The 15,698-nt window shown below is 59.4% G+C and carries 11 protein-coding genes; 5 read left to right on the top strand and 6 right to left on the bottom strand.

The genetic code is table 11. From position 1 onward, the window contains the following. Nucleotide 1 precedes the first annotated feature (1 nt). The 5 genes from rfbB to MHK04_RS01915 form a co-directional block, all read right to left on the bottom strand. Nucleotides 2-997, bottom strand: coding sequence for a dTDP-glucose 4,6-dehydratase (rfbB, locus tag MHK04_RS01935; RefSeq protein WP_200289071.1), 996 nt, complete (start codon nucleotides 995-997; stop codon nucleotides 2-4). A 73-nt stretch (nucleotides 998-1,070) separates the two neighbouring features. Next, nucleotides 1,071-2,552, bottom strand: coding sequence for an HNH endonuclease signature motif containing protein (locus tag MHK04_RS01930; protein ID WP_239207859.1), 1,482 nt, complete (start codon nucleotides 2,550-2,552; stop codon nucleotides 1,071-1,073). Nucleotides 2,553-2,674: 122 nt separating this feature from the next. Then, entirely contained in the window at nucleotides 2,675-4,000 is a 1,326-nt protein-coding gene (locus MHK04_RS01925) for a M1 family metallopeptidase (RefSeq protein WP_239207860.1), read from the bottom strand. 45 nt (nucleotides 4,001-4,045) lie between these two features. Beyond that, a complete protein-coding gene (locus MHK04_RS01920) occupies nucleotides 4,046-5,125 on the bottom strand; it encodes an alpha/beta hydrolase (RefSeq protein WP_239207861.1) in 1,080 nt (359 codons plus the stop codon). A 51-nt stretch (nucleotides 5,126-5,176) separates the two neighbouring features. Next, nucleotides 5,177-6,553 carry an alpha/beta hydrolase gene (locus tag MHK04_RS01915; protein ID WP_239207862.1) on the bottom strand — a complete coding sequence of 459 codons (1,377 nt, stop codon included), beginning with the start codon at nucleotides 6,551-6,553 and terminating at the stop codon, nucleotides 5,177-5,179. 527 nt (nucleotides 6,554-7,080) lie between these two features. Between MHK04_RS01915 and lpdA the strand changes: the two genes are divergently transcribed. Next, entirely contained in the window at nucleotides 7,081-8,493 is a 1,413-nt protein-coding gene (gene lpdA, locus MHK04_RS01910) for a dihydrolipoyl dehydrogenase (protein WP_023027802.1), read from the top strand. Between the two features lie 135 nt (nucleotides 8,494-8,628). Here the strand turns inward: lpdA and ramB are convergent, their stop codons facing one another. Continuing rightward, nucleotides 8,629-10,038 (bottom strand): acetate metabolism transcriptional regulator RamB, encoded by a 1,410-nt coding sequence (gene ramB / locus MHK04_RS01905; protein WP_239207863.1) that lies wholly within the window; start codon nucleotides 10,036-10,038, stop codon nucleotides 8,629-8,631. 369 nt (nucleotides 10,039-10,407) lie between these two features. On the opposite strand from ramB, the gene MHK04_RS01900 reads away from it, so the two are divergent. Genes MHK04_RS01900 through MHK04_RS01885 form a run of 4 tightly spaced genes read left to right on the top strand, consistent with a single transcriptional unit; the run spans nucleotide 10,408 to nucleotide 14,374 of the window. Further along, nucleotides 10,408-11,163 (top strand): succinate dehydrogenase cytochrome b subunit, encoded by a 756-nt coding sequence (locus MHK04_RS01900; protein ID WP_023020450.1) that lies wholly within the window; start codon nucleotides 10,408-10,410, stop codon nucleotides 11,161-11,163. A 15-nt stretch (nucleotides 11,164-11,178) separates the two neighbouring features. Beyond that, a complete protein-coding gene (locus tag MHK04_RS01895) occupies nucleotides 11,179-13,194 on the top strand; it encodes a fumarate reductase/succinate dehydrogenase flavoprotein subunit (protein ID WP_200288333.1) in 2,016 nt (671 codons plus the stop codon). Next, entirely contained in the window at nucleotides 13,194-13,943 is a 750-nt protein-coding gene (locus MHK04_RS01890; RefSeq protein WP_023020452.1) for a succinate dehydrogenase/fumarate reductase iron-sulfur subunit, read from the top strand. Before MHK04_RS01895 ends, MHK04_RS01890 begins: the two co-directional genes overlap by 1 nt. A gap of 56 nt (nucleotides 13,944-13,999) precedes the next feature. Next, complete coding sequence (locus MHK04_RS01885) at nucleotides 14,000-14,374, top strand: hypothetical protein (protein ID WP_023020453.1); 375 nt, start codon at nucleotides 14,000-14,002, stop codon at nucleotides 14,372-14,374. Nucleotides 14,375-15,698: the final 1,324 nt, after the last annotated feature.

Below are 15,698 nucleotides of genomic sequence, written 5' to 3'. Positions count from 1 at the left end.
TCTACTGTCCTTGCTGCTTGTAGCGGGTCTCTACGTCTTCTTTCTCGGGCTTCCACCAGTCTTCGTTATCGCGGTACCACGCGATGGTGTCTTCGAGGCCGGCGCGGATATCCGTAAACCGCGGGGCCCAGCCCAGCTCGCGGCGAAGCTTGGTGGCATCCATGGCATAGCGCTGATCATGGCCGGGGCGGTCCGCCACGTGCTCATAGAGCGCGCGTCCATCGCGGGTGTGGCCCATGATCTCGCAGATAAGCTCGATGACCTGCTTATTGCTGATATCTGGCTGATCCGCGCCGATAGCGTAGGTCTCTCCAATCCGGCCGCGCTCTAGGATGGCGAGCACTGCCTCGTTGTGGTCATCGACATGAATCCAATCGCGGACCTGCTCGCCCGTCCCATAAAGCTTGGGCGTGCGGCCGGAGAGAATATTGGTGATCTGGCGGGGAATGAACTTCTCGATGTGCTGATACGGCCCATAATTATTGGAGCAATTCGAGATGGTGGCGCGCAGCCCAAAAGAACGCACCCATGCGCGCACGAGGTGGTCAGAACCTGCCTTGGTGGCGGAGTACGGGCTGGAGGGGGCGTAGGCGGTGTTCTCGTCAAACTTGGTTTCTGCCCCAATCTCGAGATCACCGAAAACCTCGTCGGTGGAGACATGGTGGAAGCGGGTATCGTGCTTCCGGCACGCCTCCAACAGCGTGAACGTGCCCACGATATTCGTGTGGAGGAATCGGGAAGGGTCACGCAAAGAATTGTCGTTATGGGATTCGGCGGCGAAGTGAACTACTACATCGGCGGCAGCGACGAGCGGTTCTACCGTCGCAGAATCGGCGATATCACCCTCGACGAAGTCAATATCCAGATCGGCGAGGTTGGCGCGGTTTCCAGCGTAAGTGAGCTTGTCAAGCACCGTAACGCGGGTATCGGGGCGCGCCTGGCGCATGAGGCGCACGAAATTGGCGCCGATAAAACCGGCGCCGCCAGTGACGAGCATCGTTTGCATGGTTATCCAGTGTAGGGCAGTCGGACGGGCTGCTGTGGCAGGCCGCGGGCCCGCGCGCAAGAGGTCAGGCCGCGCCCGGGGGAGACGGTGGTGGCGAGGGCGGATCCGTGAGCCTGCGTCCCGGGGCTTGTTCCGCGGCGGGGTGGTCGTTGACCTCTACTGTGGGCGATAGCCCGCTCGCGTGCGCGGCCCGGTAGCCTACCCGGCCGGTGGCGGGGTCTCGCTCGGCGTGACCCATTCCGTTGCGGCCATCGCGGTAGTCGTTATTGTCTACGTGGTGGCGCCGGCACAGCAGCGTGAGGTTCTTGAGGTCGGTGGCGCCACCGTGAGACCAAGCCTGCAGATGGTGGACATCGCAGTCCTGCCAGGGGCGGTGGCACTCGGGGTGGGTGCAGACAAGCTCGGAGGCCGCGAGGGCGAGCTTCTGCCAGAGGGACGCGGTGCGTTTGGTGCGGCCAAGTTCGAGGGGAAAGCCCTTCTCATCCACCGCACAGAAGAAATCGTGCTGCGCGGCACCCAAGCGGAGGAGATCGAGCGGAGAAAGCTCGATGCCGGTGCTGGTGGCGAAGCGGGTATCGCCGCCCATCGCCTCCAGTTCTTCCAAGGTGGTGGCGACGAAGAAAGAACCAAGGCCCGCTGAGTCCTTTTGGGTGGCAGAAAGGTAGCTCGACAAGGCAGCGGTCAATTGGTCCGCCATGCGCTGGGCATAAGTGCGGGTATCATCCTCGGCGCTGAAATCGGCGCTGCCTTTATTTTTGGCGGGAGCAAAGGCACTGGCAAGGATGGCGGCCGCGGAGGCGTCGAGGTATCCGGAGATATGCACACCGCCGTCAGCATCTTGGCGGGAGATGCTAAAGCGCCGCTTGCGGGTAGCGGCGTGCGGATCGGGCTCGCCGGCAGGATTGAGGGCGTGCTTATTCGCCTTGCGAACTGCCTTACGCAGCCACTCGCGTAAGGAATCGAAGGAGCGGCGCTTGGCCTGCTCGAGGGCCTGGTTGCGCAGCTCGCTTGGGCCGGGGATGGCGTACTTGCTGAGGCTGCGCAGCTCATTCTCGATGAGGTTAAGGATGCGCTCAGGGATAGGCTCTTCTTCGAAAAGCTTCTTGCGGCGCTTTTCCTCTTCGCGGCGCTCGCGGTCGGCGCGGCGGCGGGCTTCTTCCTCGGCCTGTGCGCGTGTGGCGTCATCAGCATCGGGATCAGCAGGTGGGGGAGTGGGCTCCGGTTCGGGGATAGGGGCAAATAGGTTGCGCCCATTGCGCAGACGGGCGGCGGCTTCGGACTCGCTAAGACCTAGGCGGGCGGTCAGGTAGTCCTTGGCCTTGGAGGAGCCCACGCGGCGGCCGGCGTCATCGCGCTCCGCGATGAAGGCGAAGGCAGCGTCAATAGCGGCCTTGTTGCCCAGGGCCCTTTCCAAGTGCTCGAAATGAGGGTGAAGAAGCTCGAAAGAGAGGTCGGAGGGATCCTGCATGAGGGCGCGCAGTTGGGTTAACCCGGCGGCAACTTGGGCGATGGCGGAGTCTATCTCCGCGTGCTTGGTGGTCTGCATAATCCCTCCCCTCCTGTTCGTTTACATGTTCTATTCTACCTAGATAAAACACCCCGTCAACAGGAAAGAAGGGATTGGTCAATAGATTAGAAAATCCCCAAACAAACGCAGGGCCAAAACCACTAACTCGGGAATGAAGGAAGGGCCGTGTGGTTGAGCCAAGCGTCTACGGTGGCGTCGAAAAGCGCGGCATCAGGAGCGGCGGCGCGGAAGGAATTTAGCAACATGGAAGGCTCCACCACCGAATGCTGGTGCTCGGTGAGGTAGCTGCGGAGGGTGCTAAAGAAGGCGTCGCCAAGCAGGCGGTGAATGGCGTGCACGGTCAAAGCACCGCGCTTATACACGCGGTCATCGAACATATCGCGCGCACCCGGATCGGAAACGGTGAGGTTCTGCGCCTTGCGGCCTAGGACGTTGTAGTGGGACCGTGCTGCCTCGCGCGCGGTGGTCTCGCCCTTGTGCTCGGCCCATAACCACTCGCTGTAGCAGGCAAAGCCCTCATTGAGCCAGATATCCTTCCACTCGCCTAGGCCCACGGAATTGCCAAACCACTGGTGGGAAAGCTCATGCGCGATAAGGCGCTCGAAGGCGTGGTCTCCCTTCACATGGTTGGATCCAAAGATAGAAAGCCCCTGCGCTTCGAGCGGAATCTCCAACTCATCTTCCGTGATGACCACCTGGTAATCCGCAAACGGGTAGGGGCTATAAATGGAGGTAAAGAAGTCCACCATCTCCTGCTGCTGGGCAAATTCATTCAGCACCCGCTCGCGCAGCGTGGCTGGAGCCCAAGCCCGAGTGGAAGGGCCCAAGGCAAAGCTGGAAAACTCACCTACCTGCACCGTAGCCAGGTAGGTGGCCATGGGCTGGCGGGTACGGTAATGCCAGCGCGTGGTGGAGCCGCCCGCCCTGCGGGAGACGAGGTCGCCATTAGACACAACGATAAAGGGATCATCGGCCGTAATGATGATGTCATAGAGCGCCTTTTCAGACGGTGTATCGTCGCAGGGGAACCAGCTCGGCGCGCCATTGGGCTGGCTGGCTACCAGCGAGCCGGACTCGGTTTCTTCCCAACCAATCTCGCCCCAGGTGGTGCGGATGGGGCGAGGGCTACCGCCATAGCGAATAACCAGCTCAAACTCCGTACCGGCGGCGATTTCTGCAGCGAAACGAAGACGCAACTTACCGGAAGACTGGCGGAACTTTGCCACCCGCGGTGCACCCTTCGCGGTCACGCGACGGGCCACCATCGCCCCGCCCAAATCCAAGGTCAAAGACGTTAAATCGGCGGTCGCTCGGATTGCTAAAACGGCCTCGCCGTGGAGCAAGTTGGGCTCCACGCGGTAGGTCAGATCCAGCGTGTAGTGGGACACCTCAAATCCGAGGTTAAAATCCACGCCGGTATAAGGGTCAGTGTGGGTACGCGAAAGGGCGGTAGGAAGCAACTTCATAATGCTGCAAGCCTACCGCCCTTTTAGCCGCGGAAAGAAACGAGCTTATTTATTGAAAGCGCGCTCGAAGACCGGCCAAGAATCCTTGAGGTCCGCAATCCAGTGCGGCCAGGAGTGGGTGCCGGTATTGCGGAAGTTATAGGTAGCCGGGATGCCAGCCTGGTCCAACTTGGCCTTGAAGTTGTGGGTGCAGTAGTTCACGCCAGCTTCGATGGCACCGCCCTCACCCTGCAGGACAGCGGAGCCTGCCGCGGCCGCCGCAGGGTTCGTGCCCTGAGCCACGTGATAGGAGAAGGTATCCTCCTTGCCGGCCAGACCGGAACCGGAGGAGATGTACAGCTCCGTGGCGCGCAGCTTCTCGTGGTTCATCATCGCATCGTTATAGCGGTTGGTGGGGGAACCGAAGGGGCCCCACATCTGCTCTGCGGAAGCGCCACCGCGGTTAACGGTGAGCTCAACGGCCTTGTGCTCTACCGGATAGGCGGTAGCCGCACAGCCGGCGTAGGAACCAACGGCGTCATAGAAGCCTTGGTTATGCTCCGCCAGTAGCAGGGAGGAGGTAGCGGACATGGACATACCCGCGATGGCGCGGTGGTTATCGGCCTTGATGTGTCCCTCGATAGCGCCCGGCAGTTCCTTGGTGAGGAAGGTTTCCCACTTCTGCGGGCCCTTAAGATACTGGGAGTTCGGCTCGGATACCCAGTCGGTGTAGTAGGAGAAGGCACCAGCCTGCGGGATGACCACGTTGACGTTCTTGGAGTGGTAAAAATCCACGGCATCGGAAAGCTTCAGCCAGTCCATGTCCTGCTCCGCGCCGCCTGCGCCATTAAGCAGGTAGATGGTCGGGCGGTTCTCATCCGTCGCGCGAATGACAGCCAGCGGAATCTTGCGGCCGTTCATAGCCGGGGAGGTGGCCTGCAGCTTATCGACGCGCGGATCGTCCTTGTACTTCTGGTACCAGGTCTGCTGCTCCAATTCCGGGGTGACCTCCAGTGGGGCCAGGGTGGACTGGGCGGCGTTGCCTGCTACCTGCTGCGGGGTGAGCTGTGCGGCGCCCGCCATCGGGGCGCTAGCTAAGCCTGCGCACACTGCGGTGGCGGCCAGGATGGAGCTAAGACGCTTCATTGTGCTTCTTTCCTGTAGTTAATGAACTCGTTGATTATACTTCTGCGCTACTTATTCAGCAGCGGCGGCAGCCTCTGGAGCTTCGGCTTCCTTGCCCTCGACGAAGTCCTTATCAGGGGACTGGTCAGCGGCGCTCGGGGCGTCCTTGATCTGCGCATTTTCCTGAGCCTGCGGCGCATCGATGGAAAGCTCGTTGGGCTTTACTTCCGGCTCGGCCGGAGCTTCTGCGGCGTCCTTGTTAAAGCCACGCTCGAAGGTCTTCCACGAGGAGAAGATGTCATCGCGCCAGCCCGGCCAGGAGTGGGTGCCGGTATTGCGGAAGTTCCAATCCGCCTTCATGCCCTGGGAATCCATCTTGGCCTTGAGATCGTGGGTGCAGGAGCTCATAGCAGCCTCGATGACGCCGCCCTCCACGATGAGGGTGGACGATCCCTTAGCGCCCCAGTCATTGGCACCGCCCAAACCGCTATTCACGGAGACGTAGGTCTCGGATGGGCCCAAATTCTTCGGGGTGGCATTGACCAATGCGTCGTTGTACACGTTGTACTCACTGCCCATAGCGCCCCACATCTGATCGGCCGAGCCGCCGCCGCGGTTGACAGTCAGCTGGGTGTACAGGCGCGGCAGCGGGCGAGAGGTAGCCGCGCAGCCAGAGAAGGAGCCCACCGCGTTGTAGAAGCCCGGGTTGTGCTCCGCCAGCAGCAGGGAGGAGGTAGCGGCCATGGACATGCCAGCGATGCCGCGCTTGCCATTGCCTCCGATATGATCCTCTAGAGCGCCTGGCAGCTCCTTGGTCAGGAAGGTCTCCCACTTCTGTGGGCCCTTGAGGTAGCCGGCATCCGGCGTAGAAACCCAGTCAGTGTAGTAGGAGAAGGCACCGGCCTGTGGGATGACCACATTGACGTCCTTGGACGTGTAGAAATCCACCATGTCCTGCACGCCCTCTTGCTCTGGGTTGACGTCGCGCTTCGCGGTGGCGGTGATCCAGTCCATGCCCTGCTCAGCGCCGCCCGCGCCGTTGAGTAGGTACAGGGTGGGGCGCTTCTTTTCAAAGTTGCCGTCTGGGGAGATGACCGCAAGCGGGACCTCGCGGCCACCCATGGCGGCGGAGGTAGCCGTCATGACCTTGACGTGGTTGCCGTAGTGGTTGCCCTGGGCGCTCTTGTGGCCGAAGGCATAACCCTTCCACTTGTCCTTGTCCTTTAGTCCGGCAATATCTACCACGCGGTTTTCGCCCTCGGTGGTGATGGCGTAGTTGATATTTTCCGGATCTGCCGAGTCAGTGAGGTTTACCTCGCGGATGGTGGATGGGGTGGCGTCCCCCTGAATCTTGGCCGGCTCGACGGCGGAGGCGATAGGGGCGGAGAGGACTCCTGCCGCGATGGCGATGCCTGCGACGCTGGAGCCGATAGAGCGCAAAGTATGCATATTTTTTAGCTTCCTCGAGTTAAGAGAATCTTCTCAGTAGGTATCGTTCCGCATAGCGGGAGTGTTAGCAAGACTCTATGCCTTAATAGCCCTTTTAATGTAGCAAAACCTGTGACGCATGTGGTTTGTGTGTCATAATTCTGAACGCAGCGCGTATGTAACGGCGGCGCTACAATTCCCGTTAGTTCTAAACGTGTGAATAGTGCGGTCCCATCCGCGGGCCCATCCCTCGCTCTAGGCAAAAACAGAAAGAAGAAAAATGAACGTTTTCGATTCCATCCTCGTATCCATCAACGAAGTTCTGGGCCAGTTCCTGCACACCGGTTCCTCTATGTCCTCCACCGCTGCACTGGCTCTCGGCCTGTTCTAAAACACCGAGCCCCTAGCCCTGCGTGGGGGCGTCGCGCGCTTGCCGACGCCACCGTGCAGGGCCTTTGTGCGTTTTACCCCCGAAGCGTGGGGTACTCGGGCACAAGAGTGTGACCCAATGCGCGACATGGAGGGGAAAGTTACGTATCCTAAAGGGCGTGACTAATGAACATTATGACGTAGTAGTACTCGGCGCGGGCCCTGGCGGCTACGTGGCCGCCATCCGTGCAGCTCAGCTTGGTAAGAAAGTTGCCGTAATCGAGAAGCAGTACTGGGGTGGTGTCTGCCTCAACGTAGGCTGCATCCCTTCCAAGGCACTGCTGAAGAACGCTGAGGTTGCCCACACCTTCAACCATGAAGCAAAGGACTTCGGCATCTCCGGCGATGTTTCCTTCGACTTCGGTGTAGCCCACAAGCGTTCCCGCAAGGTTTCCGCGGGCATCGTCAAGGGCGTTCATTACCTGATGAAGAAGAACAAGATCACCGAGATCAACGGCCTTGGCTCCTTCAAGGATGAGAAGACCATTGAAATCACTGACGGCGATGACAAGGGCAAGACCGTCACCTTCGATGACTGCATCATCGCCACCGGCTCCGTGGTCAAGTCCCTGCCGGGCGTAGAGCTCGGCGGCAATATCGTCTCCTATGAGGAGCAGATCCTCAACGATGAGGCCCCGAAGTCCATGGTCATCGTCGGCGCCGGCGCCATCGGTATGGAATTTGCTTATGTTCTGTCCAACTACGGCGTGGACGTGACCATCGTGGAGTTCATGGACCGCGTTCTGCCGAACGAGGACAAGGATGTCTCCAAGGCCATTGCTAAGGAGTACAAGAAGCTTGGCGTTAAGCTGCTGACCGGCTACAAGACCACCTCCGTCAAGGACAACGGCGATAATGTCACCGTTGAGGTCGAGTCCAAGGATGGCTCCAAGCAGGACACCCTCACGGTGGACCGCGCCATGATTTCCATCGGCTTCGCCCCACGTACCGAGGGCTTCGGCCTGGAGAACACCGGCGTTGAGCTCACCGAGCGCGGTGCTATTGCCATCGATGACACCATGCGCACCAACGTGGACCACATCTACGCCATCGGTGACGTCACCGCGAAGCTGCAGCTCGCACACGTTGCTGAGGCACAGGGCGTTGTCGCCGCAGAGACCATCGCCGGCGTGGAGACCCAGCTTCTGGGTGACTACATGAACATGCCGCGCGCTACCTTCTGCAACCCGCAGGTCGCTTCCTTCGGCTACACCGAAGAGGCCGCAAAGGAGAAGTTCGCGGACCGCGATATCAAGGTCGCTACCTTCCCGTTCTCCGCCAACGGCAAGGCTGCCGGTCTCAACGAGACCGCGGGCTTTGTCAAGCTCATTGCGGATGGCGAGTATGGCGAGCTCATCGGCGGCCACATGGTGGGCTCCAATGTCTCCGAGCTGCTGCCGGAGCTGACCTTGGCGCAGCGCTTCGACCTCACCGCTGAGGAAATCGGCCGCAACGTCCACACCCACCCGACCCTCTCTGAGGCCATGAAGGAAGCTGCCGAGGGCATCGGCGGCCACATGATTAACCTCTAAGCAGGGGCGCTTGGCGACGTCGCCTTGAGCGCAACACCCACGGCACCGCGCCGTCCCCCGCCCACCAGGCAAAGGGACCGCGGTGCCGTTTTGTATGTCTACGCCCCCGAAAAGGCTCGTCGTGGTGATGCGTAACTAGTACGGTGCCACCGCTGAGCGGTGGGCATCGATGCTGATGACCTCGTTAATGGGTGGGAAGGCGCGCTGCGCACAATTCTCGCGCGGGCAGGTGCGGCAACCGGAGCCGATAGGGGTAGCAGAAGAGAGATCTTTGAGGTCGAGACCTTCTGCGTAGACGGTGCGGTCGGCGTGGCGAGCCTCGCAGCCCAGGCCAATGGCGAAAAGCTTATTGGTATCGCCAAAGCGGCCTTGATGGTGCTGTACCGCGCGGGAGATCCACAGGTAATTGCGGCCATCGGGCATCTGGGCCAACTGACGGGAAATAATGCCCGGCTGGGTGAAGGTCTCGTAGACATTCCACAGCGGGCAGGTGCCGCCATTATTGGAAAAGTGCACGCCGGTGGCGGATTGTCGCTTGGACATGTTTCCGGCGCGGTCGACGCGGACGAAGGTAAAAGGAATGCCGCGCAGGTTATCGCGCTGCAGGGTGGACAGCCGAGAGGCGACGGATTCATAGCCCACTCCGAAGACCTGGCAGAGGTATTCCACGTCGTAGCCGGAGCGTTCAGCCTCAGAATGTAGCAGGGTATAGGGCATCACGGTGGCGGCGGCGAAGTAGCTGGCCAATCCGCGTTGCGCTAGGTTACGCGAGGCATCCGAGGTAAACGGCTCATTTTTTACCAAAGATGCGATCTCCTCGCCAGCCTCGAGGAAGCTCAGTTCCGCGGCCATGCGGAAGGCGCGTTGCCCTTCGCTTAAGCGCGAGGCGAGCCGAAATTCGCAGGTCTCGCGGTCGAAGCTGTGCAGCGTGCCATCCATCTGTGAGGTGATGCGAATGTCTACGTTGTGGAGATCGCGCAGGCGCTGGGCTAGGGCATGTTCGGTGTCGCGGATGCCGAATTGGGTGACCGAGAGGGCGTCGGCAAGCTGCTCCGCATGGTGGTCCAGGCCGTCCAAGTAGTTCTGGCGGGCATAGAAGAAATCGCGCACCTCATCGTGCGGCATGGACAGTGCCTGGGTGGCCTCGGTGGTGCGGCGGGTATCGGTGGCGAGTGAGAGCTTATCGCGCACATTGCGGTAGCGGCGGTGGACATCCACCAGCGTGCGGGCGACGGTGGGGTGGTTATAGACCAGCTCGGAGAGCTCCTGCAGCTCGACGGGGGAGGGGCACAGCTCCTTGTCCTGGATGACGTCCTGGATCTCCGCGAGTAGGCGCGAGTCATCGTCGCGGGAGAAGAAGGTGGCGTCAACTCCAAAGACCTCGGTGATGCGAAGGAGGACCGGAACGGTAAGTGGCCGAACGTCGTGCTCGATCTGGTTGACGTAGCTGGCCGAAAGTCCCAGCGTGGCAGCTAAGGAAGCCTGGCTGAGATCGCGCTCACGGCGAAGTTGGCGAAGGCGGGATCCCACATACGTCTTACTCATGCCGGAAAGGTTACTGGGTGGCCTGCGCGTGTGCACCTTAATCGCAAAGATCTTGTGAAGAATATTCACCCTCCTGTGGGGAATATGTGGGTTTCATGCGAAAGTTTGACACATAAAGGGGTAAGGGGATCACTCCCGTAACACTGGGTGACCAAGTTCACAACTGGAGGAAGATTTACGCAACGTCAATATTGCGAAATTGCGAGCAGCCAAGGTAGTGACGTTTTGAATCTGGCCATCTAAGGCAACCCTTACCTAAAAGAATTCTGAGTTTAACCGTACCGCCGTACCGTTAGATGAAACGCCGCCGGAATTGACTGGTAACCAGCGGTTAAGCCCAGTTAAGGTGAGGACGACAATGGAGGTGTCATGACTTTAAGAAATCCCGACCGTGAGGCAGTAGCTCACGGCCACATTACTAACGAACCAATCCGTCAGAAGCCGGGAGTGCCCTCTTGGGTTCTGAAGCTCATCATGGCCGTCACCGGCCTGCTATTTGCACTTTTCGTCGTCGGCCACATGGCCGGCAACCTGAAGCTGTACTTGCCGGCTGAGGGCGGCGACGAGGCTCTTGATGAATATGGTGCATTCCTGCGCTCCATGGGCGAGCCACTGTTCCCGCATGAGGGTGCGTTGTGGATCATCCGCGCAGTCCTGCTGGTTGCCATCATCGCCCACATCTATGGCGCGTTTGCTCTCACCGCACGTTCCAAGGCGTCCCGCGGCAAGTTCCGCCGTAGCAACCTGATGGGCGGCCTTGATTCCTTCGCCACCAAGTCCATGCTGGTTACCGGCATCGTTTTGCTGCTGTTCATCATCTTCCACTTGCTGGACCTGACCTTGGGCGTACAGCCCATCGCCCCAGGTGACTTTGTGGAGGGTGCGGTGAAGGCCAATATGATCGCAACCTTTAGCCGCTGGCCGGTCACCATCGTGTATGTGATCGCCATGTGCTTCCTGTTCCTGCACCTCACCCACGGCATTCGCCTCGCTGCTTCTGACCTGGGTATTACCGGTGCGAAGTGGCGTCAGACCTTCCTGATCCTGGCGTACGTCATCCCGGCCGTTGTCTGCATCGGCAACATCGTTATGCCTTTGTCCGTTGCCCTGGGCTTGGTCAGCTAAAGGAGTTAGAAACCCATGACTAATACTGAACTCAAGCGCGAGCACCCCAAGTTCTCGCATCCGCAGTCCATCGTTCCGGGCGTATCTGCCGGCAACATTCTGGAATCCAATGAGCCGCACGGCGTGCCAATGAAGGATATGTGGTCCCACCAAAAGGACCACATGCAGCTGGTTTCCCCGCTGAACCGCCGCAAGTTTGAGGTCCTCGTGGTTGGTACCGGCCTGTCCGCCGGCGCCGCTGCGGCCGCACTGGGCGAGCTGGGCTACAAGGTAAAGGTATTTACCTACCACGACTCCCCGCGCCGCGCGCACTCCATCGCAGCGCAGGGTGGCGTCAACGCCTCCCGTGCCAAGAAGGTGGACAATGACTCCGCCTACCGCCACACCAAGGACACCGTCAAGGGTGGCGACTACCGCTGCCGCGAGTCCGACTGCTGGCGTTTGGCCAACGAATCCGTCCGCGTTATTGACCACATGAACGCCATCGGTGCACCATTCGCTCGCGAGTACGGCGGCACCCTGGCTACCCGTTCCTTCGGTGGTGTGCAGGTCTCCCGTACCTACTACACCCGTGGCCAAACAGGCCAGCAGCTGCAGCTGTCCACCACCTCGGCGCTCTACCGCCAGATCGGCCTGGGCAACGTGGAGCTCTTCGCTCACAATGATCTGCAGGACATCATCGTCTACAACGACAATGGCAAGAAGCGCGCTGGCGGCATCGTTACCCGCAACCTGATCACCGGTGAGCTCAAGGCCTTCACCGGCCACGCAGTCGTGCTGGGTACCGGCGGCTACGGCAACGTCTACCACATGTCCACCCTGGCTAAGAACTCCAACGCCAGCGCCATGATGCGTGCGTACGACAGCGGTGCTTACCTGGCTTCCCCAGCCTTCGTGCAGTTCCACCCGACGGGCCTACCGGTCAACTCCGATTGGCAGTCCAAGACCATCCTGATGTCGGAGTCCCTGCGTAACGACGGCCGCATTTGGTCCCCGAAGAAGGAGGGCGACGACCGCGACCCGAATACCATTCCGGAAGAAGAGCGCGACTACTTCCTGGAGCGCCGCTACCCGGCATTCGGCAACCTGGTTCCGCGTGACGTTGCTTCCCGTGCTATCTCCCAGCAGATTAACGCTGGTCTGGGTGTTGGCCCGCTGCACAACTCGGTGTACCTGGACTTCCGCGACGCCATCGAGCGCCTGGGCAAGGACAAGATCCGCGAGCGCTACTCCAACCTCATCGAGATGTACGAAGAGGCCATTGGTGAGTCCGCCTATGAGACTCCGATGCGTATCGCTCCGACCTGCCACTTCACCATGGGTGGCCTGTGGACCGATTTCAATGAGATGACCTCCATCGACGGCCTCTTTGCCGCCGGTGAGTGCTCTTGGACCTACCACGGCGCTAACCGCCTGGGTGCTAACTCCCTGCTTTCGGCTTCCGTTGACGGCTGGTTCACCTTGCCGTTTACCATCCCGAACTACTTGGCCGACCACCTCAACGAGGAGAAGCTGGCGGAGGATTCCCCAGAGGCACAGGCAACCCTGGCCCAGTCCCAAGAGCGCATCGACCGCCTCATGGGCGTGCGCGGCGAGAACCCGCACGGTCCTTCCTACTACCACCGCCAGCTAGGCGACATCCTGTACCACGGCTGCGGTGTGTCCCGTAACGTGGAAGACCTCAAGGAAGCCATCACCAAGATCCGTGAGCTGCGCGAGGACTTCTGGGCTAATGTCCGCATTCCGGGCGAGGCCAACGACATGAACCAGGTGCTGGAATACGGCCTGCGCGTTGCCGACTACCTGGACCTGGGCGAGCTCATGTGTGTTGACGCTCTGGACCGCGACGAGTCCTGTGGCGCTCACTTCCGCGAGGACCACCTCACCGAGGACGGCGAGGCAGAACGCGACGATGAGAACTGGTGCTTCGTTTCCGCCTGGGAGCCGGGCGCTAATAAGAACGAGTTCATCCGCCACGCCGAGCCGCTGTACTTTGATTCGATCCCGCTGATGACAAGGAACTACAAGTAATGAAACTGACACTTGAGATCTGGCGTCAAGCCGGACCGACCCAAGAAGGCCACTTCGAGACCGTCCAGGTGGACGATGCCTCTGAGCAGATGTCCATCCTGGAGCTGCTGGACCACGTCAACGAGGGCTACATTGAGCGCGGCGAGGAGCCCTTCGCCTTCGCCTCTGACTGCCGTGAGGGCATTTGTGGTACCTGTGGTCTGACCGTCAACGGCCGTCCACACGGCCCTGGACAGAACACCCCGGCCTGCCAGCAGCGCCTGTTCAACTTCACCGAAGGACAGACCATCAAGCTGGAGCCATTCCGTTCCGCTGCCTACCCGGTTATCAAGGACATGATCGTCGACCGTGCGGCACTGGATCACGTGATGGAGCAGGGCGGCTACGTCTCCATGGATGCTGGTACCGCTCCGGATGCGGATACCCTGCACGTCAACCATGAGACTTCCGAGTACTCGCTGGACCACGCTGCCTGCATCGGCTGCGGCGCCTGCGTTGCTGCTTGCCCGAATGGTGCTGCACACCTGTTTACCGGTGCGAAGCTGGTGCACCTGTCCCTCATGCCGCTGGGTAAGGAAGAGCGTGGCCGCCGTGCCCGCAACATGGTCGATGACCTAGAAGCCAACTTCGGCCACTGCTCCCTCTACGGTGAGTGCGCTGATGTTTGCCCGGCCGGCGTTCCCCTGACCGCGGTATCCGCGGTTACCCGCGAACGTGCACGTGCTGCTTTCCGTGGCAAGGACGACTAAGCTAAGGTTATTCCGTAGGAATACAAGGAACGAGAGAAAGACAGAAAGACTCCGCCATGAGCGATAACACCCACGCAGTCGCTGACTACACCAGCGAGACTTACCCGGAGTTCTCCGGAAAGATTCAGGACACCTACATTGAAGGCTACGACCCAGTTTCCTTCGGTGCTCCTCATTCTTCCCTCATTCGCACCTCCACCTGGGTGGGCATGGGTCTGATCCTGTCTTGCCTCCCGGCTGCCGGAATCCTCATCTGGGGCCTCGGCGTGTGGGATACCCCGCTGGGCACCGCCGGCGAGGGTGACTACACCCTGACCACCATCATCGGCATCATCGCTCTAGCCGTTGTGGCTATCGCCGCCTTCAGCACCGTCCACTATGGCCGCCGCTACTACCGCAAGTACCGCAAGGAAACCGGCCGAGCCAACTAAATCGTTTCTTTAGCACGCAACCCCCGCGTCCATCAGTATGCATGACATGCAGGGAGGTGGGGGTTGTTGCATGTTCGCCGCCAAAGACCCAAGGCTGCGCCGACATTACGGTGCACTTAGCAGCGCTTGCCGATGCCCCCCTCCACACCATTGCTTCGATGGGTAGGAGAGGCTTGACATGGATAGGTAAGTTGAAGAGGAGGAGGCTTCCACTAAGTTGCCGGCTCCGAGAGTAAAGCGACTACACGAAGATCTTCACAGGAGGGCGCCTGATAGCATAATCATCCCCTAGAAGACCCATAAATTATACTGTTGCCGTCACGATAGGTTCAGCAAGCTGGAAGACTGGTGTAATTAACTCGGCAGAGTCGAAAGCTCGGTGGCGTAACAACTCGAGAATTGATGGACAAATTCAATTTGCTCGCGGCTCACTATAGTTATTACAGAGGCGGTACGTGGTAAGCGGAGCTTTTTCGGCACCGTTAACCTCTAACTTATCGCGCAGGCACTAGGGGTCGGTCAGAGTCCGATCCCGTAATGGCTGTCAGTTTGATGAGCTTAAAACCGTCGCAGGGGGCGGCACGGCAGCACAGTTGGCCCTTTCCTACCACGGCGGTGAGATTGTGTCAGAACTCTGAAGCTCTGAATCTTAGAAGAGTTTAGCTGGTGAGAGCGTTTTAAGCTCATACTATCTGCAGGAACAGGTAAAAGTTAATGGTTGTTTTCCTCGGTGTGAGGAGCTAGTTCGAGGCTTACGGCGCATCAGCAATCAAAGAGCTGTTCCTATAACTTCAAAATGTCATTGAGGTCTGGCCGTTGAGTCTTGGTAGAACAGTACTTAAAGTTACCTGCTATCCTGCGTCAAATTATGGTTCTGCTATGAGGTAAATCTACAGGATTAGACTATCTATATTTTGCGTACTGAGCACAGTCTAAATTCTGTTGGCTTAGGGGTCATTTTTCCGCTTCTTGGGACTAATATTTGAGGTCTCGGAATTTTTTCTTTTCAGCTTTCCACTGCTTCTTTGAAAACCGGAGATCTGACACTCGAGATTCAACTTGCTTCATTGCCACCTTGTTCCGTACTTCATCGTCAGAGATGGAGCGAAATCCATCGTACCCCAACCGGGTAAACACAACTCCGAATATACCTGTAATTATTGTTGCAATTAGATTTACAGATAGATCTGTCAAAAAGGCAGGCGTGCTGTCAAGGGGTGAATGCGCCACTTCGACCGGGAGGTAGTTGTGACGCGTTGGACTCCGAAGGATGTTAAGGATGCTGCTGTTGAGCGCGTGGTGGCAGGCGAGGCAGTTAGCCTGG

Origin of the sequence: Corynebacterium nasorum (assembly GCF_022345765.1) — a bacterium.
GTDB lineage: Bacteria > Actinomycetota > Actinomycetes > Mycobacteriales > Mycobacteriaceae > Corynebacterium > Corynebacterium kefirresidentii.
This window is presented reverse-complemented; position numbering and strand designations above follow the sequence as displayed.